The organism is Gammaproteobacteria bacterium, from assembly GCA_034522055.1.
In the GTDB taxonomy this organism is placed as follows: Bacteria; Pseudomonadota; Gammaproteobacteria; order JAABTG01; family JAABTG01; genus JAABTG01.
The window spans coordinates 2,322,958-2,345,210 of record JAXHLS010000002.1 but is presented as its reverse complement, the minus strand read 5'-3'; the positions used below and the strand labels follow the sequence as shown (position 1 = coordinate 2,345,210).

The 22,253-nt window shown below is 66.1% G+C and carries 24 protein-coding genes; all 24 read right to left on the bottom strand.

The window, feature by feature from the left end; all coding sequences use genetic code 11:
- Positions 1-92: 92 nt before the first annotated feature.
- Positions 93-1,916: a glutamine--fructose-6-phosphate transaminase (isomerizing) gene (glmS, locus tag U5S82_11445; protein ID MDZ7752257.1), complete on the bottom strand. Its 1,824-nt coding sequence runs from the start codon at positions 1,914-1,916 to the stop codon at positions 93-95.
- A gap of 120 nt (positions 1,917-2,036) precedes the next feature.
- Positions 2,037-3,401: a bifunctional UDP-N-acetylglucosamine diphosphorylase/glucosamine-1-phosphate N-acetyltransferase GlmU gene (glmU, locus tag U5S82_11440; protein MDZ7752256.1), complete on the bottom strand. Its 1,365-nt coding sequence runs from the start codon at positions 3,399-3,401 to the stop codon at positions 2,037-2,039.
- A 47-nt stretch (positions 3,402-3,448) separates the two neighbouring features.
- Positions 3,449-3,874: a F0F1 ATP synthase subunit epsilon gene (locus U5S82_11435; protein ID MDZ7752255.1), complete on the bottom strand. Its 426-nt coding sequence runs from the start codon at positions 3,872-3,874 to the stop codon at positions 3,449-3,451.
- A 52-nt stretch (positions 3,875-3,926) separates the two neighbouring features.
- Positions 3,927-5,309: a F0F1 ATP synthase subunit beta gene (atpD, locus tag U5S82_11430; protein MDZ7752254.1), complete on the bottom strand. Its 1,383-nt coding sequence runs from the start codon at positions 5,307-5,309 to the stop codon at positions 3,927-3,929.
- A gap of 78 nt (positions 5,310-5,387) precedes the next feature.
- Positions 5,388-6,248, bottom strand: a complete 861-nt coding sequence (gene atpG / locus U5S82_11425) for a F0F1 ATP synthase subunit gamma (GenBank protein MDZ7752253.1) — start codon at positions 6,246-6,248, stop codon at positions 5,388-5,390.
- 115 nt (positions 6,249-6,363) lie between these two features.
- Complete coding sequence (gene atpA / locus U5S82_11420) at positions 6,364-7,905, bottom strand: F0F1 ATP synthase subunit alpha (GenBank protein MDZ7752252.1); 1,542 nt, start codon at positions 7,903-7,905, stop codon at positions 6,364-6,366.
- A gap of 45 nt (positions 7,906-7,950) precedes the next feature.
- Positions 7,951-8,484, bottom strand: coding sequence for a F0F1 ATP synthase subunit delta (locus U5S82_11415; protein MDZ7752251.1), 534 nt, complete (start codon positions 8,482-8,484; stop codon positions 7,951-7,953).
- A gap of 12 nt (positions 8,485-8,496) precedes the next feature.
- The gene (locus U5S82_11410; protein ID MDZ7752250.1) at positions 8,497-8,967 is read right to left on the bottom strand and encodes a F0F1 ATP synthase subunit B; all 471 of its coding nucleotides are present in this window, start codon (positions 8,965-8,967) and stop codon (positions 8,497-8,499) included.
- Between the two features lie 61 nt (positions 8,968-9,028).
- Positions 9,029-9,313, bottom strand: coding sequence for a F0F1 ATP synthase subunit C (gene atpE, locus U5S82_11405; GenBank protein MDZ7752249.1), 285 nt, complete (start codon positions 9,311-9,313; stop codon positions 9,029-9,031).
- Between the two features lie 57 nt (positions 9,314-9,370).
- On the bottom strand, positions 9,371-10,219 hold the full coding sequence (gene atpB, locus U5S82_11400) for a F0F1 ATP synthase subunit A (GenBank protein MDZ7752248.1): 849 nt from the start codon (positions 10,217-10,219) through the stop codon (positions 9,371-9,373).
- The gene (locus U5S82_11395; GenBank protein MDZ7752247.1) at positions 10,216-10,635 is read right to left on the bottom strand and encodes an ATP synthase subunit I; all 420 of its coding nucleotides are present in this window, start codon (positions 10,633-10,635) and stop codon (positions 10,216-10,218) included. Before U5S82_11395 ends, atpB begins: the two co-directional genes overlap by 4 nt.
- 127 nt (positions 10,636-10,762) lie before the next feature.
- Positions 10,763-11,644, bottom strand: coding sequence for a ParB/RepB/Spo0J family partition protein (locus U5S82_11390; GenBank protein ID MDZ7752246.1), 882 nt, complete (start codon positions 11,642-11,644; stop codon positions 10,763-10,765).
- A gap of 184 nt (positions 11,645-11,828) precedes the next feature.
- Positions 11,829-12,617 carry a ParA family protein gene (locus tag U5S82_11385; protein MDZ7752245.1) on the bottom strand — a complete coding sequence of 263 codons (789 nt, stop codon included), beginning with the start codon at positions 12,615-12,617 and terminating at the stop codon, positions 11,829-11,831.
- A 77-nt stretch (positions 12,618-12,694) separates the two neighbouring features.
- Positions 12,695-13,333, bottom strand: coding sequence for a 16S rRNA (guanine(527)-N(7))-methyltransferase RsmG (gene rsmG, locus U5S82_11380; protein ID MDZ7752244.1), 639 nt, complete (start codon positions 13,331-13,333; stop codon positions 12,695-12,697).
- A gap of 3 nt (positions 13,334-13,336) precedes the next feature.
- Positions 13,337-15,229, bottom strand: a complete 1,893-nt coding sequence (gene mnmG / locus U5S82_11375) for a tRNA uridine-5-carboxymethylaminomethyl(34) synthesis enzyme MnmG (GenBank protein MDZ7752243.1) — start codon at positions 15,227-15,229, stop codon at positions 13,337-13,339.
- 171 nt (positions 15,230-15,400) lie between these two features.
- Positions 15,401-15,958, bottom strand: coding sequence for a molybdopterin adenylyltransferase (gene mog, locus U5S82_11370; GenBank protein ID MDZ7752242.1), 558 nt, complete (start codon positions 15,956-15,958; stop codon positions 15,401-15,403).
- A gap of 291 nt (positions 15,959-16,249) precedes the next feature.
- Positions 16,250-16,732: an SCP2 sterol-binding domain-containing protein gene (locus U5S82_11365; protein MDZ7752241.1), complete on the bottom strand. Its 483-nt coding sequence runs from the start codon at positions 16,730-16,732 to the stop codon at positions 16,250-16,252.
- Between the two features lie 118 nt (positions 16,733-16,850).
- Positions 16,851-17,744 (bottom strand): U32 family peptidase, encoded by an 894-nt coding sequence (locus U5S82_11360; GenBank protein MDZ7752240.1) that lies wholly within the window; start codon positions 17,742-17,744, stop codon positions 16,851-16,853.
- 10 nt (positions 17,745-17,754) lie between these two features.
- Positions 17,755-18,750 (bottom strand): peptidase U32 family protein, encoded by a 996-nt coding sequence (locus U5S82_11355; GenBank protein ID MDZ7752239.1) that lies wholly within the window; start codon positions 18,748-18,750, stop codon positions 17,755-17,757.
- An 83-nt stretch (positions 18,751-18,833) separates the two neighbouring features.
- Entirely contained in the window at positions 18,834-19,748 is a 915-nt protein-coding gene (locus tag U5S82_11350; GenBank protein ID MDZ7752238.1) for a TIGR01212 family radical SAM protein, read from the bottom strand.
- Positions 19,749-19,858: 110 nt separating this feature from the next.
- Complete coding sequence (locus U5S82_11345; protein ID MDZ7752237.1) at positions 19,859-20,467, bottom strand: CBS domain-containing protein; 609 nt, start codon at positions 20,465-20,467, stop codon at positions 19,859-19,861.
- Complete coding sequence (locus tag U5S82_11340; protein MDZ7752236.1) at positions 20,457-20,948, bottom strand: hypothetical protein; 492 nt, start codon at positions 20,946-20,948, stop codon at positions 20,457-20,459. Before U5S82_11340 ends, U5S82_11345 begins: the two co-directional genes overlap by 11 nt.
- A 75-nt stretch (positions 20,949-21,023) precedes the next feature.
- A complete protein-coding gene (locus U5S82_11335; GenBank protein ID MDZ7752235.1) occupies positions 21,024-21,383 on the bottom strand; it encodes a TusE/DsrC/DsvC family sulfur relay protein in 360 nt (119 codons plus the stop codon).
- A gap of 154 nt (positions 21,384-21,537) precedes the next feature.
- The gene (gene narI, locus U5S82_11330) at positions 21,538-22,224 is read right to left on the bottom strand and encodes a respiratory nitrate reductase subunit gamma (GenBank protein ID MDZ7752234.1); all 687 of its coding nucleotides are present in this window, start codon (positions 22,222-22,224) and stop codon (positions 21,538-21,540) included.
- Between the last annotated feature and the right edge of the window lie 29 nt (positions 22,225-22,253).

Here is a 22,253-nt window from a genome sequence, read left to right as displayed (position 1 = left end):
TTCCGCTTTTCCTGCCAATGCAGGACACCTTCTCTCGAGTAAAGAATATACGAAGTCCGGACGTCCCGCCGCCCCCGCGATGCGCGTCCGGGCTACTCCACCGTGACCGACTTGGCGAGGTTCCTGGGCTGGTCAACGTCGGTGCCTTTCAGTACCGCCACGTGGTAGGCCAGCAATTGCAGGGGTACGGTGTAAACGATGGGCGCGGTGGTGGGACAGATATCCGACAGGGTGAGATTCTGGTAGTTGTCCAGATCGATGGACACCTTGAGGTCGCTGAACAGGAACAGTTCACCGCCGCGGGCCCGCACCTCCTGGAGGTTGGAAAGCACCTTGTCCAGCAGGGGGTCGTCCGGCAGCGCGCACACCACGGGCATATCGGCGTCCACCAGGGCCAGGGGGCCATGCTTGAGTTCCCCGGCAGGGTAGGCCTCGGCGTGGATGTAGGAGATCTCCTTCATTTTCAGCGCCCCTTCCATGGCGATGGGGTAGAAGGTACCCCGTCCCAGGAACAGGGCATGGCTGCGTTCGGCAAAGGCATCCGCCATGGCCTTGATGGCATCGGACAGCTCCAACACCACCTCCACCTGGCGCGGCAGGGCGTGGAGTTCCTCCACCAGCACCCGTTCCTGGTCCGCGGTGAGGCCGCGACGGCGCGCCAGGGCGAGGGTGAGCAGGCGCAGGCACACGAGCTGGGTGGTGAAGGCCTTGGTGGAGGCCACGCCGATCTCGGGGCCGGCACGGGTCATCAGGACCACGTCCGATTCCCGGGTCAGGGAACTCTCGGGCACGTTGCAGATGGTCATGCTGCCCAGATAGCCGGCGGACTTGGCCACTCGCAGGGCCGCCAGGGTATCCGCCGTCTCTCCGGACTGGGACAGGGTCAGGAACAGAGTGTTGGGGGGCACCACCACCGAGCGGTAGCGATACTCGCTCGCCACCTCCACGGTGCAGGGTATACCCACCTCCTCTATCCAGTAGCGAGCCACCAGCCCGGCATGGTAGCTGGTGCCGCAGGCGATGATGTGCACACATTGCACCTGGTTCAGGAGTTGCGTGGCCTCGTGGCCGAAGCTCTCCTCCAGCAGGCGGCCCTTGAAGATCCTGCCCTCCAGGGTCTCGGCGATGACGGCGGGCTGCTCGGCGATCTCCTTTTCCATGAAATGCCGGTAGGGGCCCTTGTCCATGGTGCCGGCCACTTGCACGGAGACCTTGGCTTCCCGCTCGACGGCCTCCCCGTGCTCGTCGTAGACCATCACACCGTCGCGCCGCACCTCGGCCAGGTCTCCCTCTTCCAGAAACACGAAGCGCTGGGTCACCGGCAGCAGGGCGAGCACATCCGAAGCGATGAAGTTCTCGCCCTCACCGATGCCGATGACCAGGGGACTGCCGGCCCGCGCCACCACCAGCCGGTCGCGATCATCGGGGGCCACCACCGCCAGGGCATAGGCCCCCACCAGTTGGCGGATGGCCGCGCGCACCGCCGACAGTAGATCGGTATTGCCCGCCAGCTCGCGGGCCAGCAGGTGGGCGATGACCTCGGTATCGGTATCGGAGCTGAAGCGATAGCCCTCGGCGGAAAGCATGGTACGCAGGGCCCAGTGGTTCTCGATGATGCCGTTATGAACCACGGCCACCCGCTCGCCGCTCATATGGGGGTGGGCATTGCGTTCGGCAGGCATGCCGTGGGTGGCCCAGCGGGTGTGGGCGATGCCGAGGTCACCGCTGAAACCGCCCTGGTCCAGCAGGCCACGCAGGGCCGCCACCTTGCCCACGGAACGCATGCGCTGCAGGCCGTTGGGCCCCTGCACGGCGAGACCCGCGGAGTCATAACCGCGGTATTCCAGGCGCTGGAGGCCATCCATCAGCGTGGAGACCACGTCCCGATTGGCGATTGCGCCGACTATTCCACACATGAATCAGTACCCCCTAGTGACTGTGCCGGACCCATGATATGCCGTTCGCCCGGGCCATCGCGGGACCGGACGGCCCGGCCGGAAACGCCGGGGTCTGGCTTCAGATAGCGGCCGGGGTGGCTACTTCTTTCGCGGCCGCTGCCAGCCCGTGCGGATGGTCTGGGCGACCCGGCTGAGAGCCAGTTCGCCGGGGGGGACATCGCGGGTCACCGTGGTCCCGGCGCCGATGGTCGCCCCCGCCCCCACCGTGACCGGTGCCACCAGCTGGGTGTCGGATCCCACGAACACGTCGTCGCCGATGACGGTACGATGCTTGTTGGCGCCGTCGTAGTTGCAGGTGATGGTGCCGGCGCCGATATTAACCCCGCGGCCGACCTCGCTGTCCCCCACATAGCTGAGGTGATTGATCTTGGAGCCCTCGCCCACCGCCGATTTCTTTATCTCCACGAAGTTGCCCACATGCACGTGATCCGCCAAGTGGCTCTCGGGGCGAATGCGGGCGTAAGGGCCGATGCGGGCGTCCGCCCCCACGGTTGCCGTATCCACCATGGAGAAGGGTAAGACCTCGGTGTGGGGACCGATCTCCACGTTCCTCAGGACCACGTTGGCCCCCACCACCACGCCGTCCCCCAGCACCACCCGGCCCTCGCAGATCACGTTGACGTCGATGGTCACGTCCCGGCCCGCCTCCAGAGTGCCCCGCAGGTCGAAGCGCGCCGGGTCCATCAGGGTCACTCCCTGGTGGAGCAGCTCTTCGGCCCGGGCCCGCTGGTAGGTGCGTTCCAGGGCCGCGAGCTGGGCGCGGTTGTTGACCCCCTCCACCTCGTGGCTGTGGGCGGGATGGACGGTATGGACCACCAGGCCGTCCGCCACCGCCATGGAGATGACGTCCGTCAGGTAATACTCGCCCTGGGCGTTGGCGTTATCGAGGCGGGCCAACCAGCCCCGCAGGGCCCCCGCGGGCGCCGCCAGGATCCCCGTGTTGATCTCCCTTACCGCCAGTTCCTCGGAGTCCGCATCCTTCTGCTCGACGATGTGCGTGACGGCACCGTCCGCATTCCGCACCACCCGGCCGTAGCCCGTGGGATCATCCAGGCGGACGGTCACCAGGCCGAGACTGCGGGGACCGACTAGGTCCACCAGGCGCCGCAGGGTAGCGGTGCGGGTCAGGGGCACGTCGCCGTAGAGCACCAGCACCGTGGCCTCGTCGTCCACCTCCGGCATGGCCTGGGCGACGGCATGGCCCGTACCCAGTTGCTGGGCCTGCAGCACCCAGCGCACGGGCGCCGCCGCCATGCCTTCAAGCACCTGGTCACCACCGTGGCCGTAGACCACGGCGATGTGGTCCGCGGCCAGCTCTGCGGCGCGGTCGATGACATGGCCCAGGAGGGGCTTGCCGGCGATGGGATGGAGGACCTTGGGCAGGGCGGAGTGCATGCGCTTGCCCTGACCTGCCGCGAGGATGATGACGCTGAGGCTGGGCATGGCCGGACTCCGGGTGAATCAGTGCAACCGCGGCGCGCTACCCGCCTTCAACGATTGGCCTTCTTGCGCAGGCGCTGGATCATCTGCAACTGGGCCATGGCCTCCGCCAGTTCGGCCTGGGCCTTGGCGTAGTCGATGTCGGCGCTGCGGTCCGCCAGCGCCGCCTCGGCGCTCTCCTTGGCCTCCAGGGCCTTGGCCTCGTCCAGGTCGTGGGCCCGCAGGCTGGTATCCGACAGCACCGTCACCACGTGGGGCTGAACCTCCAGGATGCCGCCGGAGACGTAAAATACTTCCTCCTCACCGCCCGGCAGCCGCACCCTCACCTCCCCCGGCTTGAGGGGGCTCAGCAGCGGCGAGTGGCGGGGCGCGATGCCCACCTCACCCATCACGGCGGGGGCGAACACCATCTCGGCGGTGCCGGAAAAGATGGCGGACTCGGCGCTGACGATGTCGACGTGTAGGGTCATGGCCATATTCGACTCAATGCTCCGTTGGGGGGTTGGGGGAAGACCTCGGGCACGGGGCTCAACCCTGCATGCTCTTGGCCTTCTCCACCGCCTCGTCGATGGAGCCCACCATGTAGAAGGCCTGCTCGGGCAGGTTGTCGTACTCGCCCTCCACGATGGCCTTGAAGCTGGCCACGGAATCCTTGAGGGACACGTACTTGCCCGGGGAGCCGGTGAACACCTCCGCCACGAAGAAGGGCTGGGACAGGAAGCGCTGGATCTTGCGGGCCCGGGACACCATCACCTTGTCCTCGTCGGACAGTTCGTCCATGCCGAGAATGGCGATGATGTCCTTGAGTTCCTTGTAGCGCTGCAGCGTCCCCTGAACCTTGCGGGCCACGTCATAGTGCTCGTGGCCGACGATGAGGGGGTCGAGCTGGCGGCTGGTGGAATCCAGGGGATCCACGGCCGGGTAGATGCCGAGTTCGGCGATCTGCCGGGACAGCACCAGGGTGGCGTCCAGGTGAGCGAAGGTGGTGGCGGGCGACGGGTCGGTGAGGTCGTCCGCGGGCACGTAGACCGCCTGAAACGAGGTGATGGAGCCGGTCTTGGTGGAGGTGATGCGTTCCTGCAGCACCCCCATCTCCTCGGCCAGGGTGGGCTGGTAACCCACGGCGGAGGGCATGCGTCCGAGCAGCGCCGACACCTCGGTGCCCGCCAGGGTGTAGCGGTAGATGTTGTCCACGAACAGCAGCACGTCGCGGCCTTCCTCACGGAAGAACTCCGCCATGGTGAGGCCGGTCAGGGCCACCCGCAGGCGGTTGCCCGGGGGCTCGTTCATCTGGCCGTAGACCAGGGCCACCTTGTCCAGCACATCGGCGTCCTTCATCTCGTGGTAGAAGTCGTTGCCCTCACGGGTACGCTCCCCCACGCCGGCGAACACCGAGAAACCGCTGTGGGCCACGGCGATGTTGCGGATGAGTTCCATCAGGGTGACGGTCTTGCCGACGCCGGCGCCGCCGAACAGCCCGATCTTGCCGCCCTTGGCGATGGGCATGATGAGGTCGATGACCTTGATGCCGGTCTCCAGGATCTCCACCGTGGTGGCCTGGTCGGCGAACTCCGGCGGCTGGCGGTGGATGGGCCAGAGTTCTTCGGCCCCCACGTCCCCCAGGTCGTCGATGGGCTCCCCGAGCACGTTCATCACCCGTCCCAGGGTCTTCTGGCCCACCGGCACGGAGATGGGCCGTCCCAGGTTGTTGACGTCGATGCCCCGTCTCAGACCATCGGTGGAACCCATGGCGATGGTGCGCACCACGCCGTCGCCGAGTTGCTGCTGCACCTCGAGGGTGAGCATATCGCCTCCCACCATCAGGGCGTCGTAGATCTTGGGCACGGCATCGCGCGGGAACTCCACGTCCACGACGGCGCCGATGATTTCAACTATCTTTCCCGAACTCATTTCGCGTTATCCTCAGGTTTTTTCTGTGGATGCGCTCGGCGCGCACCAAAAGGCATTGCAGTAGGGTCCCGGGCCGGCCTAGACGGCGGCGGCCCCGCTCACGATCTCGGAGATCTCCTGGGTGATGGCCGCCTGCCGGGCCTTGTTGTAGACCATCTGCAGGTCGTCGATGAGGTCACCGGCGTTGTCCGAGGCCGCCTTCATGGCCACCATGCGGGCCGCCTGTTCGCAGGCGATGTTCTCCACCACGGACTGGTAGAGCAGGGATTCGATGTAACGCATGAGGAGGTTTTCCATCACGTCCTGGGCATCGGGCTCGTAGAGGTAATCCCAGTGATGCCTGAGTTCCTCGTCTTCCGACGGCGGCAGCGGCAGAATCTGTTCGATCTGCGGCCTCTGGGTCATGGAGTTGACGAACTCGTTGAACACCAGGTAGACCCGATCGACCGTACCCTCCTCGTAGGCGTCCATCATCACCTTCGCCGTGCCGATGAGGTCTTCCAGGCGCGGACGATCCCCGAGCTGACTGGTCTCCCCGACGATATTCCCGCCCACGCGCTTGAAGAAGCCGATGGCCTTGGAGCCGATGGTGCAGAAATCCATGTCGATATCCTGCTCGCGCCACCGCTTCATGTCCGCCAGGGTGGTGCGGAACAGGTTGACGTTGAGCCCGCCGCACAGGCCGCGATCCGTGGACACCACGATATAGCCCACCCGTTTCACCTCGCGCTCCTCGAGAAAGGGGTGGCGATACTCGCTGCTGGCATGGGCCACGTGGGCGATGACATTGCGGATCTTGTCCGCATAGGGCCGCGCCGACTTCATGCGGTCCTGGGCCTTGCGCATCTTGCTCGCGGCCACCATCTCCATGGCACGGGTGATCTTCTGAGTACTCTGGATACTCTTAATCTTGGTGCGGATCTCTTTTGCGCCAGCCATTGGTCTCTAAAAACCTCTTGGTCGTTGCGGTGCCCGATGGCCCGTCATGGGCCTGCCTCCCTGAACCGGCTCCCGCCCATCTGCACAGGCGGGAGACCTCCTCCCGAGGCCGATGCTACCAGGCGTGATGGGCCTTGAAGTCATCCAGGGCCTTGACGAGGGCGGCTTCGATGTCATCGTTCCAGTCACCCGATTCGTCCATCTGCGCCATCAGGTCCTTGTGCTCGCTCTGCATATGCCGCTGCAGGGCGGCCTCGAAATCGCCGATCTTGCTGATCTCCACGTCGTCCAGATAGCCTCCTTCCACGGCAAACAGGCTCACCGCCATGCTGCCCACGCTCATGGGCGCATACTGGTTCTGCTTCATGAGTTCCGTGACCCGCTGGCCACGCTCCAGCTGCTTGCGGGTGGCCTCGTCCAGGTCCGAGGCGAACTGGGAGAAGGCCGCCAGCTCGCGGTACTGGGCCAGGGCCAGACGCACACCGCCGCCGAGCTTCTTGATGGCCTTGGTCTGGGCGGCACCGCCCACGCGGGACACCGACAGACCGGCGTTGATGGCGGGCCGGATGTTGGCATTGAACAGGTCGCTCTCCAGGAAGATCTGGCCATCCGTGATGGAGATGACGTTGGTGGGCACGAAGGCGGATACATCGCCCGCCTGGGTCTCGATGATCGGCAGGGCGGTGAGAGACCCCGTCTGGCCCTTGACCTTGCCGCCGGTCTCCTTCTCCACGTAATCCGCGTTGACCCGGGCCGCCCGCTCCAGCAGACGCGAGTGGAGGTAGAAGACGTCACCGGGGTAGGCCTCGCGCCCCGGCGGGCGCCGCAGCAGCAGGGATACCTGGCGGTAGGCCCAGGCCTGCTTGGTCAGGTCGTCGTAGATGATGAGGGCGTCCTGGCCGATGTCGCGGAAATACTCGCCCATGGTGCAGCCGGCATAGGGGGCGATGAACTGCAGGGCCGCCGATTCGGCCGCCGCCGCCGCCACCACGATGGTGTGATCCATGGCGCCGTGCTCCTCGAGCTTGCGCACCACACCGGCGATGGAGGAGTTTTTCTGGCCGATAGCCACATAGATGCACTTAACGCCCGTGTCCTTCTGGTTGATGATGGCGTCGACGGCGATGGCGGTCTTGCCGGTCTGACGGTCGCCGATGATGAGTTCGCGCTGGCCGCGGCCCACGGGCACCATGGCGTCGATGGCCTTGAGGCCGGTCTGCAGCGGCTGGGATACGGACTTGCGGGAGATGACGCCGGGCGCCACCTTCTCGATGGGAGCGAACTGGTCGCTGGCCACCTCGCCCTTGCCGTCGATGGGGCGACCCAGGGCATCCACCACGCGGCCCAACAGACCCTCGCCGATCGGTACCTCGAGGATGCGGCCGGTACACTTGACCGTGTCACCCTCGGTGATGTGCCCGTATTCACCCATGATGACCGCGCCCACCGAGTCGCGCTCCAGGTTGAGGGCGAGGCCGAAGGTGTCGCCGGGAAACTCGATCATCTCTCCCTGCATGACGTCGGCGAGGCCGTGGATGCGGGCGATGCCATCGGTGAGGCTGACCACGGTGCCTTCCGTACGTGCTTCGGTACCCAGATCGAAGTTTTCTATCTTCTTCTTGATCAGGTCGCTGATTTCGGTTGCGCTGAGTTGCATTCTCGAACCCCTAATTAGTATTCATTCAAAGCCGGCCGGCGGAGGCTAGGCGATGTCACCCGCGAGGCTGTTCAACCGTCCCCGCAACGATGCGTCTATGACCATGTCACCCGCCCTGATGATGATGCCCCCGATGAGCGTGCGGTCGGTCTCGGTCTCGAGTTCCACCTCACAGCCCAGGCGCTTGGCCATGGCCTCCCTGATGAGGGTCTGGAACTTGGCGTTCACCGCATAGGCCGAGGTCACCCGCACCCGTTCGGTGCGCTGGGCGCGGGCCCGCTCCAATTCGTAGAGACGCACGATCTCGTCCAGCAGACTCAGGCGCCCGTTCGCGGCCAGTACCCTCACCACGTTCTGGCCCTTCTCCGTCAGGCGGCCCCCGGCCACGTCCACCACGAGGTCCGCCAGGCGCTCATGTTCGATGCGGGGGTCGGCCAGCAGGCCCTTCATGGTGCCATCATTGATGACGGAGGCCAGGAAGGCCAGCTGTTCCGACCAGCTGTCGAGGCCGTCCTCTGCGCTGGCGATCTTGAACACCGCGTTGGCGTAAGGTCTGGCGAGCGTGCTTCTCTCTTCCATAGTCGAATCGCCTCAGAGTTCGGCGGCCAGCTTCTCGAGCATGGCGTTGTGTTTGGCGGCATCGACTTCCTGCTTGAGGATCTGCTCGGCGCCGGCCACGGCCAGCACCGCCACCTGCTTGCGCAAATCCTCCCGCACGCGATTGCCCTCCTGCTCGATCTCGATCTTGGCGGCGGACTTCAGCTTGTCCCCCTCGGCTCGCGCCTGGTCCTTGGCCTCCTCGACGATCTCCCCCGCCCGCTTCTGGGCGTTGTTGATGATCTCGTTGGCCTGGTCCTTGGCCTCATGGAGAAGATCCTTCGCCCGCTTCTCGGACAGCTCCTTCTCATGGAGCCCCCTCTCGGCTGCGGCGAGCCCGTCGGCGATACGCTTCTTTCTGTCTTCGAGGGCCTTCAGCATGGGCTCCCACAGGACGCCCTTGATGAACCAGACCAGTACCGCGAAAGTGAGCATTTGCCCGAACAACGTGGCAGTTACGTTCACTGTCTAACCCCTTGATTGCGCGTGACTTGATTCCACCCGGAACGAAACCCCGTCGGCATCCTCAACCGCCGATGGCGTTCTGGGCGGCTCCAATGAAGGGATTGGCGAACACGAACCACATGGAGATGCCGAGCACGATCATGGGGAAGGCCTCCATGAGGCCGCCCGTGAACAGCATCTGGCCCAGCAGCTGGGGACGCATCTCCGGCTGGCGGGCGATGCCCTCCAGGTACTTGGAGCAGATGATGCCCCAGCCGAGGGCGGACCCCAGGCCGGCGGCGGCGAGAATGACACCCACACCCAGGGCGGTGAGTGAATAGATGAAGGCAATATCAGCTGGACTCATGGAAGGACTCCTTAATCGAACGAACTGGAAAAATGAAAACGGTTGACCGGCACCACTCTAATGCTCCTCGTGCTCCTCATGGGCCAGGGCCAGATAGACGATGGTCAGCAGCATGAAGATGAACGCCTGGAGCGTGATCACGAGGATATGGAAAATCGCCCAGCCGCCACCCGGAATGAACTGGATCCAGAATGGCATGAGGGCGATGAGCATGAAGATGAGTTCGCCTGCGAACATGTTGCCGAAGAGACGCAGGCCGAGACTGATGGGCTTGGCGAGTTCTTCGATGAGGGTCATCACCACGTTGACGGGCGCCAGCCATGGGCCGAAGGGATGGGTCAGAAAGGTCTTGCCGTAGCCGAATATCCCCTTGACCTTGATGTTGTAGTACAGGATCAGAATGAACACCGAAATGGCGAGGCCGAAGGTGGTATCCAGGTTCGTGGTCGGCACGACCTTCATGTAGACGTGGTGGGGGTCGGCGCCAAAAACGTAATGACCCACCACGGACGACAGCCAGGGAATGAGGTCCACCGGCACCAGGTCCATGGTGTTCATGAGGAACACCCAGATGAAGATGGTGATGGCCAGGGGCCCGATGAGGGGGTTGTACCCCGGAAAGATGTCCCTCACCTGCTGATTGACGAACTCCACAATCATCTCGGCCACGTTCTGCAGGCCGGTGGGTTTGTCGGGATCCAGACTCCTGCCGAGGCGCCACGCCACGTAGGCGAAGAGTCCCGCGAGCAGCACGCTCCACAGGAAGGTATCCAGAAAGAAGACGCCGAAATCGACGATGCTGGCGGGTTTGTGGGTCTCGGGATCACAGCCGAGACACCAGTTGGTCAAGTGGTGCTGGATGTATTCGACCGGGTTGTCGGTCGCAGCGCCGGAATTTCCGCTCACCCCAATTTCTCCGCTTCACGATGGGCCCGCGCGGAGATGCGCGAACCGTTAATCAAATGACCGAACTGGGCGATGATGAAGCCCCCCAGCAACGGTCCCGGGGCCAGCTGCAGCACGCCCATGCCCAGACCAAACATCACCAGCACCATGACGAACCGCACCACCGCGCCGATGTACAGGACAGGGGTTTCCGACCCCGGGGCAGTCCGTGCCCTATGCGCCGCTTTCCTGACGCTGAAACCGAGTATCCATGCCGAAGTCAAGGCCGTGGCACCGCCGTAAGCCGCGGCCTCGGCCTCCGGGAGACCGGAGATGAAGACCAGGGCGACCGTCAACAGGATGACCAGTACGAGCTGAGCCGCCAGCAGCATCCGGACGTCCTCCGGCTGCAGGGCGATGGAGCGGTTCGACCTCACTAAGCAGTCTCCTCGGCGGTCATGAACCGTTTCGTTATCGTTATGACTCCATCTGCCACGCCGAAAGCGCGCGAAGTATACGCAATGGATACCACCAGGGCAACGGCCGACGAAGGGACCCGGACATTCACTGGATGTGGCCCAGGATCCCGTCCAGTTCGTCCAAACTATTGAATTCTATGACCAACTTCCCTTTCCCCCGGGGGCTGTGGCGGATGTTCACCGGCGCCCCCAGGCGCTGGGCGAGATCGTCCTGGAGGCGGGTGACATCGGGGTTCGGCGGCGCCGGCGGTGGTTTCCGGGTGGGTTCCTGCAGGCGCTTCACCAAACGCTCGGTGTCGCGCACCGACAGCCCCTTCTCGACCACCTCGCGGGCCGCCTGGGCCTGGAGTTCGGGCGCCAGGGAGAGCATAGCGCGGGCGTGGCCCATCTCCAGGTCGCCGTTCTCCAGCATCCCCCGCACCCGGGGCTCGAGTTCCAGCAGTCTCAGGAGATTGGTGACCGCGGCCCGGGAGCGTCCCACCGCGTCGGCGGTCTGCTGGTGGGTGAGGCCGAACTCCTCCAGCAGGCGCTTGAGGGCCTGGGCCTCCTCCACCGGGTTGAGATTCTCGCGCTGGATGTTCTCGATGAGGGCGATGGCGATGGCGGCCTGATCGGGCACGTCCCTGACCACCACGGGCACCGCATCGAGGCCGGCCATCTGGGCCGCGCGCCAGCGCCGCTCACCGGCGATGATCTCGTAGCGGCCCCCCTCCAGCGGGCGTACCACGATGGGCTGTACCACCCCCTGGGCCCTGATGGAGGAGGCGAGGTCCTGGAGGGCCGCGGCGTCCATCTCACCGCGGGGCTGATAGCGCCCCTTCTGGAGCAGGTCCACCGGCAGATCCGTGAGGCGGCTCTCCGGACGCGCCGCCTCCGTAGCCGCGGTATCACCGCCCTCCGACCCGGCCGAACCGGTACCGAGCAGCGCATCGAGACCGCGTCCCAACCCCCTCTTCTTGGCCACCATCTAGCGTCTTGCCCCGTAAGGATGTTCAGGAGTTCGTGCCGGCTGCGACGCACCAGGCGAGGCGGGATGAGGAGGCATCGCCGCCGCGGAACGACGATGAACGACGCCCCGGGACATGGCGCGAGCCAGCGGGGATTGGATGATTCTCACGGAGCAGGGCACTGGTTTTCCGAGCCGGGTGATGTCAGCTGGCGGCCGCCAGGGGTGCCACGCCATCGCGACGCAGGATCTCCCCGGCCAGGGCCAGATAGGCCAGGGCCCCCTTGGAGGTCCTGTCATACAGCAGCACCGGCAGGCCATGGCTGGGGGCCTCGGCGAGGCGGATATTACGCGGGATGATGGTGCGATAGACCCGCTCGCCGAAATGCTGCACCAGTTGTGCCGAGACCTGGTTGGCGAGGTTGTTGCGGGGGTCGAACATGGTCCGCAACAGGCCTTCCACCCGCAGGTTGGCGTTCAACACCTTGCGGATCTTCTCGATGGTGTCCAGCAACGCCGACAGCCCCTCGAGGGCGTAATATTCGCACTGCATGGGGATCATCACCGAGTCCGAGGCCGCCAGTGCGTTGACCGTCAGCATGTTGAGGGACGGCGGGCAGTCGATGAGCACGTAGTCGTAACCGGACTTGAGCTGCTCCATGGCCTGGCGCAGCTTGAGTTCCCGCCCCAGTTCCTCCAGCAGCCCCACCTCGGCCCCGGTGAGGTCGCCGTTGCTGGGGACGAGGTCGTAACCCGGCTCCTCGGCCCGCACCACCACGTCCCGCGGTGCGGCATCGTCCATCAGCACGTCATAAGCGGACATGGAGAGCACGGCCTTGTTGATGCCGCTGCCCATGGTGGCGTTGCCCTGGGGATCCATGTCCACCAGCAACACCCGGCGCCGCGCGGCCGCCAGGGAGGCGGCGAGATTGACGCTGGTGGTGGTCTTGCCCACACCGCCTTTCTGGTTCGCAATGGAGATGACCTTGGTCATACGCGGTAATGTCTTTCGGGTCGGGGGCGCATGGTGGCCGGGCAGTAGGGACTGACCGGCAGGGACACATGACTTTATCACACTCGCCCCGAAGCTCCACCTTCACGAACGAACCCGGCAGCCCTCCGCTCCACCACCACGATGTGGCGCGCCTCCGAGACCCCGGGCACGGCCACGGCGTGCACCGCCCCCCGCCAACCATCCACCCGCCGCCCCGCCATGGCCACCAGGCGCCCGCCGGGGGCCGCCAGCCTTTCACAGGCGGCCAGGAAGCGTTCCTGATCCCGGAAGGCACGGCTCACCACCGTGTCGAAGCCCGCCGGTGGGCGAAATCCCTCCACCCGCAGGTGCACCACCGTGACGTTGGCCAGCCCCAGCTGCGCCACCGCCTGGCGGCAGAAGCGCGTCTTCTTGCCGTTGGCGTCGAGGAGGGTCACCGCCAATCCCGGGCAGGCGGCGGCCACCACCATGCCCGGCAGGCCGGCCCCGGTGCCCACGTCCAGCAGGGAGGCACCGTGGACGTGGGGCACGAGGGTGAGGGAATCGAGGATATGGCGGCTCACCATGGCCTCCGGTTCCCGCACCGCCGTGAGGTTGAAGGCCCGGTTCCAGCGCGCCAGCAGGGCCACGTAGTCCAACAGCAGGTCGCGGGCGGCCCCCGACAACGGCAGGCCCAACCGCTCCAGTCCCCAGTCCAGCCGCGCCGCCGCGTCCACCCCTCAGGCGCTCTGCCGCCCGTCGACCCCGGACCGTTTCTTCAGATGAATGAGCAGGATGGAGATGGCGGCCGGGGTCACCCCGGGAATGCGCGAGGCCTGGCCCAGGGTGGCGGGCCGCTGGGCGGCGAGCTTCTGGCGCACCTCCGCGGACAGGCCGTGCACGGCGCCGTAGTCCAGGGCGGACAGGGTCAGTTCCTCGTGATGGCGATGCCGCGCCACCTCCGCCTGCTGGCGATGAATATAGCCATGGTAGGCGGCGTCGATCTCCAGTTGTTCGATGACCTCGGGATCCGCCACGCGGGGCGGGCCCGGCTCCAGCCCCGTCACCTGGGCGTAGTCCAACTCCGGGCGGCGCAACAGATCGTAGAGGCTGGCGTCCCGGGTCAGGGCCTGGCCGAGGAAGTCCTCGGCACGTTCCCGCGGCACGCTCGCGGGGCCCACCCGGGTGGCCTTGAGGCGGGCCAGCTCGGTATCCAGGGCCGTGCGCTTGGTCTCGAAGCGCCGCCAGCGGGCGTCGTCCACCACGCCGAGTTCGCGGCCGCGCGGGGTGAGGCGCAGGTCGGCGTTGTCCTCCCGCAGCATCAGCCGGTACTCGGCGCGGCTGGTGAACATGCGGTAGGGCTCGTTGGTGCCCTGGGTGATGAGGTCGTCCACCAGCACCCCCAGATAGGCCTCATCGCGGCGGGGAAACCAGGGTTCCCGGCCCTGAACCCCGAGGGCGCCGTTGATGCCTGCCAGCAACCCCTGGGCCGCCGCCTCCTCGTAGCCGGTGGTGCCGTTGATCTGGCCCGCGAAGTAGAGGCCGGGAATGAAGCGGGTCTCCAGCCACGGCCGCAGGTCGCGGGGATCGAAGAAATCGTACTCGATGGCATAGCCCGGCCGGGTGATGTGGGCGCCCTCGAAGCCCTCGATGGAACGCACCATGGCGAGCTGGATGTCGAAGGGCAGGCTGGTGGAGATGCCGTTGGGGTAGACCTCGTGGGCGTCCAGACCCTCGGGCTCCACGAATATCTGGTGGGAGTCCTTGTCGGCGAAGCGCATCACCTTGTCCTCCACCGAGGGGCAGTAGCGCGGCCCCGTGCCCTCGATGACCCCGCTGTACATGGGCGAGCGGTCAAGGCCACCGCGGATGATGTCGTGGGTGCGGGCGTTGGTGCGGGTGATGTGGCACGGCACCTGCCGCGGATGCTCATCGGCGCGGCCCATGAAGGAGAACACCGGCACCGGCCGGTCCCCGTGCTGCTTCGCGAGACGGGAGAAGTCGATGGAGCGGGCATCGATACGCGGCGGCGTGCCCGTCTTCAGGCGTTCCACCCTGAAGGGCAGCTCGCGCAGGCGCCGCGCCAGGGCCATGGAGGGCGGGTCGCCGGCCCGTCCGCCCAGGTGGTTCTCGAGGCCGATATGAATACGGCCGCCGAGGAAGGTACCCACCGTGAGGATGACGCAGGGGGCATCGAAGCGCAGCCCCATCTGGGTCACCACCCCCCGCAGGGTCTCGCCCTCCACCACCAGGTCGTCCACCCCCTGCTGGAACAGGGTAAGGTTGGGGGCGGTGGCCAGGGCGTCGCGCACCACCGCCTTGTAGAGGGTGCGGTCTATCTGCGCCCGGGTGGCGCGCACCGCCGGCCCCTTGCGGGCGTTGAGGCGACGGAACTGGATGCCGGCGCGATCCGCGGCGTGGGCCATGAGGCCGCCCAGGGCATCGATTTCCTTCACCAGATGGCCCTTGCCGATGCCGCCGATGGCCGGGTTGCAGGAGAGCTGGCCTAGAGTCTCGATATTATGGGTGAGCAGCAGGGTGCGCACCCCCATGCGCGCCGCCGCCAGGGCCGCCTCGGTACCGGCATGGCCGCCGCCCACCACGATGACATCGAAGGACTGGGGATAACGCATGGGCGTCTCCGTTAACGTTTTTCCTCGGGCCCCTGTGCAGGGGAAACGGCGATCCGGCCTTTCATGAAGTCCGTTCTCACGCGGGGAGAAGCGGTCGCGTCCCGATGCCCCCGGTGACACACCACCGTTCTCAACGCGTCCTGTCCCCTTCCTGCCAGCCGGGCGGGTGGGTCAGCGGCCCTGGGGCCGGAAGGCCTGGATGACCGCCGGGTCGGTCTCCAGGTACGGCCCCTCGATCAGGTCGATACAGTAGGGTACCGCGGGAAACACGGCATCCAGGCACTCGCCGATGGCGGTGGGCTTGCCGGGCAGGTTGATGATCAGGGACGCACCCCGGATACCGGCGATCTGGCGGGACAGGATCGCCGTCGGCACCGCACGCAGAGAGACGGAGCGCATCAACTCGCCGAAGCCATCCAGCAACTTGTCACACACCGCCGCGGTGGCCTCGGGCACGATGTCCCGTCTGGCGGGCCCGGTGCTGCCGGTGGTGACCACCAGGCAGCAGCCCTCCCGCGCGCACAGCTCCCGCAGGGTCTCTTCCACCTGGTCCTGTTCGTCCGGGACCACGCGCGTGACCGCCTCCCAGGGGCTCTTGAGGGCCCTTTGCAGCCACTCGCGGACGGCCGGGCCGCCGCGATCCGGGTATGCGCCGCGACTGGCACGGTCGGACACGGTGACGATTCCGATGCGGGCGATGGCGGTCATGGGATCTCGCTGCCTGGACATGGTGGATCGGATGACGGGGTGCGGGCCGCATCGCCGGTGGCGGCTTGCCCCGACCCTGCGTCCGGCGCCGCGGCGGGCAATGGTAACGCCATCCGCGGCGCGGGGGTAGTCGCCCAGCCCGCCGGCGCGAAGAACACGGGCGGCAGGTCCGACTCGGGGCCGCATCCGCGCCCGCAGGTCCACCTGCCGGTGCGGTCGTCGGCGCGCGGACCGCTCGCACCCTGCGGCGTAGTCGGCGACGACGGGGCAGAGGGATGCGCGCGTGGATCGGCCGCGAGGTCCGGTCTGGCCTCAGCCGAGCACGCGTTCGAACCACCGCATGCCCCGCTGCAGGAGCGGGACCGCAAGAGCAAACAAGGGCAGCGAGCCCGGTTCCGCCGAGGCGAGGAAATTTTTCAAGTGTACGCCGAGGGCCGTGTCGCCGGACATGCGCAGGCGGCGCTGGAAGAACAGCGTGTCCGGGTCCTCGTCCCCGCTCAGAAGCAACAGGTAATCATAGGCTGTCCCCTGGACCAGCAGGTCGGGGGATTCCCCGGAGTCGTCCACCGCAAAACCCTTCTCACCCAGGGTGAGTCGCAGGCAAACACCGGCGTCCAGAACTCGGATGTGGGTCGTCTTGCCATCCATGAAATCCAGCTCGCCACCGGCCCGTTGCGCGGCGAAGACCCGGTGCAGGGTGGCGGCGGCGACGGCGCCGTGCAATTTGTCGGGGAGCAGGCTCAGGGGCAACGTCAGGGCTCGGGGCAGTCGGGGGGCTGGGGACTTCTGACTCATACCTGTTCTCCGATCTGCGTTCGGCGGCAGTAACACACAGGCCGTTCGGGAGACGTACCGGGACAGGCAATGTATTCGAAGCCGAATGGTCGTCTCTGGCCGCGCCTCACCATGGAACTCAAGGTGGCGCTTCCATGCCCGCTTCCCCGCGCCAATAGCCGTCGGCAAGGCCCTGGGGCGCCAAGGGAGCAAGGTCGCACTTTCCGGGGGCTCCTGAGAGTTCATCGACGAACGCACGCACCACCCGTTCGGTGTCGAGGGACTGCGGAGTGATGCGCAGCACGTCCACCTCGAGTCTTCGCAACTCCGCCAGGTGTGGCAGCAAGTTGCAGGTGGCGGCGGACAGGGTCTGAATGCCGTTCAAAACCACGAACGGGGCGTCCTCCTGGGTCTGCACTAAGCGCCCCTCTGGGTCTTCCGAACAGCAGAATCGGCACTTATCCTTGGGCAGGTTGCGCGAGCGGGCAGTGAAGCATCGGGCCGACAGGGCCAGCGGCAGGCGCCCGTAGGCCAGCACCTCGGTTTGTACGCCCGCCGGGCGGGCTGCCTGCATATCCGCTAAGGTATCCCGGGATAGCTCTACGGGAAGTGCCCACCGACGCAGGCCGCCACGGGCGAGGACGGCCAGGGTCGCGGAGTTGTAGATATTCAGGGTAGGGCCGGTTACGAAGGCAGTGCCGATATCCATCAACAGGCGCACGGCACCCAGGTCATTGGCCTCGACCGGGAAGCGCCCGTTGCGGCATAAGCGGCGCAGGGCCGTCAGCTCCGATTCCGCCTCGATCAGATTCAAGGTGGAGAGAACTACTTCTTTTCCATGGTCCCGCAGGCCTTCGGCCAAATCCAACCACTGGTTGGTGGATAGGCTGCGCCGTTTGGAGCAAACCGTCTCGCCCAGGTAGACGATGTCCACCGGCCAGCCGGCAACTTGGGCGTAGAAACTCTCCAAGTCGTTCCGGGACCAGTAGTAGGGCACCGGACCCAGAGCCAGGCGTGGGGTGTATTCACTCATGCCACATTCCTCACTGCCACGGCCTGTGATAGGCGCCAAGAGTGGTCTGTGCACCCTCGGATACTTTGGCCAGTTCCCTGAACCAGTCCTCTCGCACCCGGAAGGCCTTCGGCCGCGCCCGGCAGGCGTCGATGGCCTGGCGCCAGACGCGTGTCACTTGGCCCACATAGGCCGGACTGCGCTGGCGCCCCTCGATCTTGATTGCTGCCACCCCGGCGGCCATCAGTTCCGGCAGCAGTTCCAGGGTGTTCAGGCTGATGGGTTCCTCGATGGCGTAGTAGGTACTTCCCCCCACCCGGTAGCGACCCTTGCAGATGGTGGGATAACCGGCCTCCTCTCCAGGGCCGTAGCAGTCGGTGAGCAGCCCGCCGAGGCGCGACTCGAGCCCCCGGGGGGATTCCACCCAGGCCACTGCCTCGGCGGGAGAGCACGCGCCGTAGGTGTTGGGGGACTTGCCGGTGGCATAGGAGGACAGCAGGCATCGCCCCTCCACCATCACGCACAGGCTGCCGAAGCCGAACACCTCGATGTCCACCGGGCTGTTGGCTGCCGTATGGCGCACCTGGGCCAAGGACAGGACCCGAGGCACTACGGCGCGGCGGATGCCGAACAGCTCATGGTAGAAGCGCAGGGCCTCGTAGTTGGTGCAAGAGGCCTGTACCGACAGGTGTAGGGGCAGTTCCGGCCAGCGCCGAGCGGCATAATCCATGATCCCGATATCCGCCAGGATCAGGGCGTCCACGCCCAGATCGGCGGCGCTGTCCACGGCGCGTATCCAACGGTGCCAGCCCTCGGGTTGGGGGTAGGTGTTGATGGCCAGAAAAACCCGACGACCTCGGGCGTGGATGTAGTCGATCCCCTGACCCAACCGTTGCTGGTCGAAGTTCAAACCGGGAAAGTGGCGCGCGTTGGTGTCGCCCTGCAGACCCAGGTAGACCGCATCGGCGCCGTTGTCCACGGCGGCCTTGAGGGATGGCAGGTTACCTGCCGGACAGACCAGTTCCATCGGAGAGGTGCCTCGGTTCGAGCAACCCGCCGTACGGGTCGCGGAGAGATGGGTCGAAGCCGTTCGGCCAGGCCCTGTGGTCATCACGTTCGCGGTGCGGGTTTTACGGCACGCCGGTGCAGCTCCCAGGTAATGGCGTTGAGCACCCGCCACTTCTCTGCGCACCACCCTGGAGCCAAAAGGATCCCCCGTGGCGCGGTACCGGTGAGCCGGTGGTACACCACACCGGGGGGGGTCATCTGGACCAAATCCGCGGCCACCTCCACATACTCGGGGAGAGTCAGCGGCAGGTACTCACCGCGCCGCCACTCGTTGGCCAGGACCGTGCCCTTGACCACATGTAGGGGATGGAGCTTCAGGCCATCGACGCCCAGCTCCAACACCCGCTTCAGGGTCTGCCGGGCGTGGGTTGCGGTCTCCCCGGGCAATCCGACGATCAGATGGGTACACACCTTGAGGCCCCGTGTGCGGGCTGCAAGCAGGGTGCGGCGATAGTCGGCGAACCCGTGGCCCCGGTTGACCCGCTCCAGGGTGCCGTCAAAGGCCGATTGCAGTCCCAGCTCCAGCCACACCTCATAACCCCGGTCACGGTAGCTGCAGAGGAGGTCCAGGGTGGCGGGTGCAACACAGTCCGGACGGGTTCCCACGGCCAAGCCGATGACGTCTTCCTCCGCGAGGGCCGCCCCGTACAGGGCGGCGAGCCGTTCCGTATCGGCGTAGGTGTTGGTGTAGGCCTGGAAGTAGGCCAGCAAACGCCGCGCCCCGGTACGTTTGGCGACCACCCGGCGCCCGGATTCGATCTGTTCGGCTACCGATACCGGGTTGCGCCCGTGGGGACTGAAAGATGCGTTGTTACAGAAGGTGCAACCGCCGCGGCCCTTGCTACCATCCCGGTTCGGGCAAGTGAACGCGGTGTCGAGAGCGACCTTGTGTACCCGCACACCATAGCGATGCAGCAGGTCCTGTCCAAAGGTTGGCACGTAGTCCGCCAAGGTCAGGCCGCCGGAACGCAATGCCAGTCCTCGATTCACCCTGTCATCGTCCATCGCGAGGAAGCCCCAGGCGCGGACAGAGGGGGGGCAGGAATGGGCGGAGTGGGGGCCGCACGCTAGTCCGCCGGCGCGAAGAACACGGGCAGCAGGTCGGCGCGGGTCACGACCCCGACGCAACGGCCCTCCGGGTCGCATACCAGCACCCGCCCCACCCGATGGCGGCGCATCAGGTCGAGCACGTCATGCAGATCCGACCCGGGACCGGCACACACCACATCGGGAGTCATGTAATCGGCCACGCTTGCCTCTGCGTCCTGGTCCTTAGGTCGCGCCATCATCCTCGTGAAGGCGGACTTCACGGCGTGCCAAAAACCATGACTGGCATGGGGACCCGGTACCCCGAGAGCACGCAGGAAGTCGGTCTCGCTGACGATGCCCACGGCGCGCCCCGTCCCATCCACCACCGGCAGACCGCTGATACGATGGGTCATCATCAGGCGGGCGGCCGCAGACAGCGGGGTCTCCGGATGCACCACCTGCACCGGGGAGGTCATGACGTCGGCGATACGCTTCACCTCTTTGGTGTGCTGTTGCGCGATGCGTTCGGCGGTGCGGGTCAGGCTCATCAGATCATCGACACTGATATCCACGAAGGTACCCATGCTCTTCAGGGCACGCTCGTAGTCCTCTCTGTCGGGCCGTTTCGACCGCCCATCATCGCCCATCGTGGCCTCCCGAGACGGTCCGCTTGGCGGCCGTCTCTCCCTCGTTCCCGGCCTCATCGCCGGCTTCATCCCCGTGCCCAGGGTTCCAGGGGGCCGCCCCGCGCGGCGTCCCGCCCGGGTCGCAGCGCGCCTCCCCCAGCCACTCGCGCAACCGCTCACCGGTGACATCGCACATCCCGCAGTCATGACAGGAGGGGGTGCCCAGGGCGGCCAGGGGCAGGCCCTGGTCCAGGATCCGCTCCACATCCGCCTTGGCGGCGCCCAGGACGCGAGCGGCGGCATCCGGGTCCGGGGCCGGACTACCGTAGAGTTCCGACGCCCGGGCGTTCAGATCCCGCAGCAGGTCCTCGATGTCCTGGCAGTGCTCGACCCGCGCCACCTCCTCGCCCAGGCCGTCGAGGGACCGAAACAGGCGGGTCTTGGCGGTATCCAGGCAGTCGATATGGGTCAGGAAGCTGCCTTTCCATCGCACCTTGCGCATCTCGCTGTCCTCCGCGTAGCACCATCGGTCTCGCCCCCGGGGCCGACCCGAGGGCGAAGGCACGCCATCCCCGGGTCAACCGGTACTCCAGGCCCGCGGCCGGCGCATGCCCGCAACCTTGCAGGCCTGCTTGACATAACCGTAGGGGAAGAGCTCGAACAGGTAACTCCGGGCGTCCTTGCCCTTGCCCAGTTCCTCCGCCAGGTAGCGGATCACGAAGCGGGCATCCACCGCCACCTGATGTTCGGCGTAATGGTCGCGGACGAAACGGATCACCTTCCAGTGATCATCGTTCAATTCCAGGCCCTCTTGCTCGGCCAGGCGCGCGGCCACCTCCGGGTCCCAGTCCTCGGGATCCACCAGGTAGCCTTCCTCGTCGACAGGCACCATGCGGCCACCCAGGTCCAGGTTCTTGTCAATCACTTTGGTAATCATCGTATGTGGTCTCCGGGGGACGGCCCCCTCTCGGGTGGGTGTCCCCTGTAGCGTGTGCCTTGAGTCCAATGTTGCGACTACGGACGGGCCTTTGCCATTGCCCATCGGGCCGGGGTGGGGGTAGCCGCCGCGGCTACCCCTCTACCCCTCGAGGTCAGGTGATCCGCTCCCGAACCAACTGGTAGGAGCGCCCCAGGTACCACACCGGGGCGCTCCATACATGCACCAGGCGGGTGAAGGGGAACACCAGGAACATGGTGATACCGAGCACGATGTGCACCTTGTACACCAGGGGGGCATCCACCAGGATCTGGCCCGCGCCACCATGGAAGGTGACGATATCCTGGGCCCAGGTGGTGAGCACCATCATCATCTCGCCGTCCAGGTGTCCCATGGAAGAAAAGATGGTCACCAGGCCGGTGAGCAACTGGAGGTAGAGCAGCACCAGGATGAAGGTATCCCCCTGGGAGTTGTGGGCGCGTATACGGACGTTGAACAGGCGCCGGTGCAGGAGCATGGTGGCGCCCACCAGACAGATGAGCCCGAAGACGCCCCCCGCCACCATGGACAGGACCTGCTTGCTGCCGGCGGTGAGCCCGAACACCGGGTACCAGGAGTGGGGCATGAGCAGCCCCACCAGGTGGCCGAAGAAGAGGGCCAGGATGCCGATGTGGAACAGGTTGCTGGCGAGCCGGAACGACGGGCCACTGTGGAAGATCTGACTGGAATTGGTCTTCCAGGTGTAGGGCGCGACATCGAAGCGCAGGATGCTGCCGATGATGAACACGGCGCCGGCCAAGTAAGGATAGAGCTGAAACAGCAGGGCATGAAGATGGTCCATGGTAGTCCTCCTGGGACGATGGCAACGGA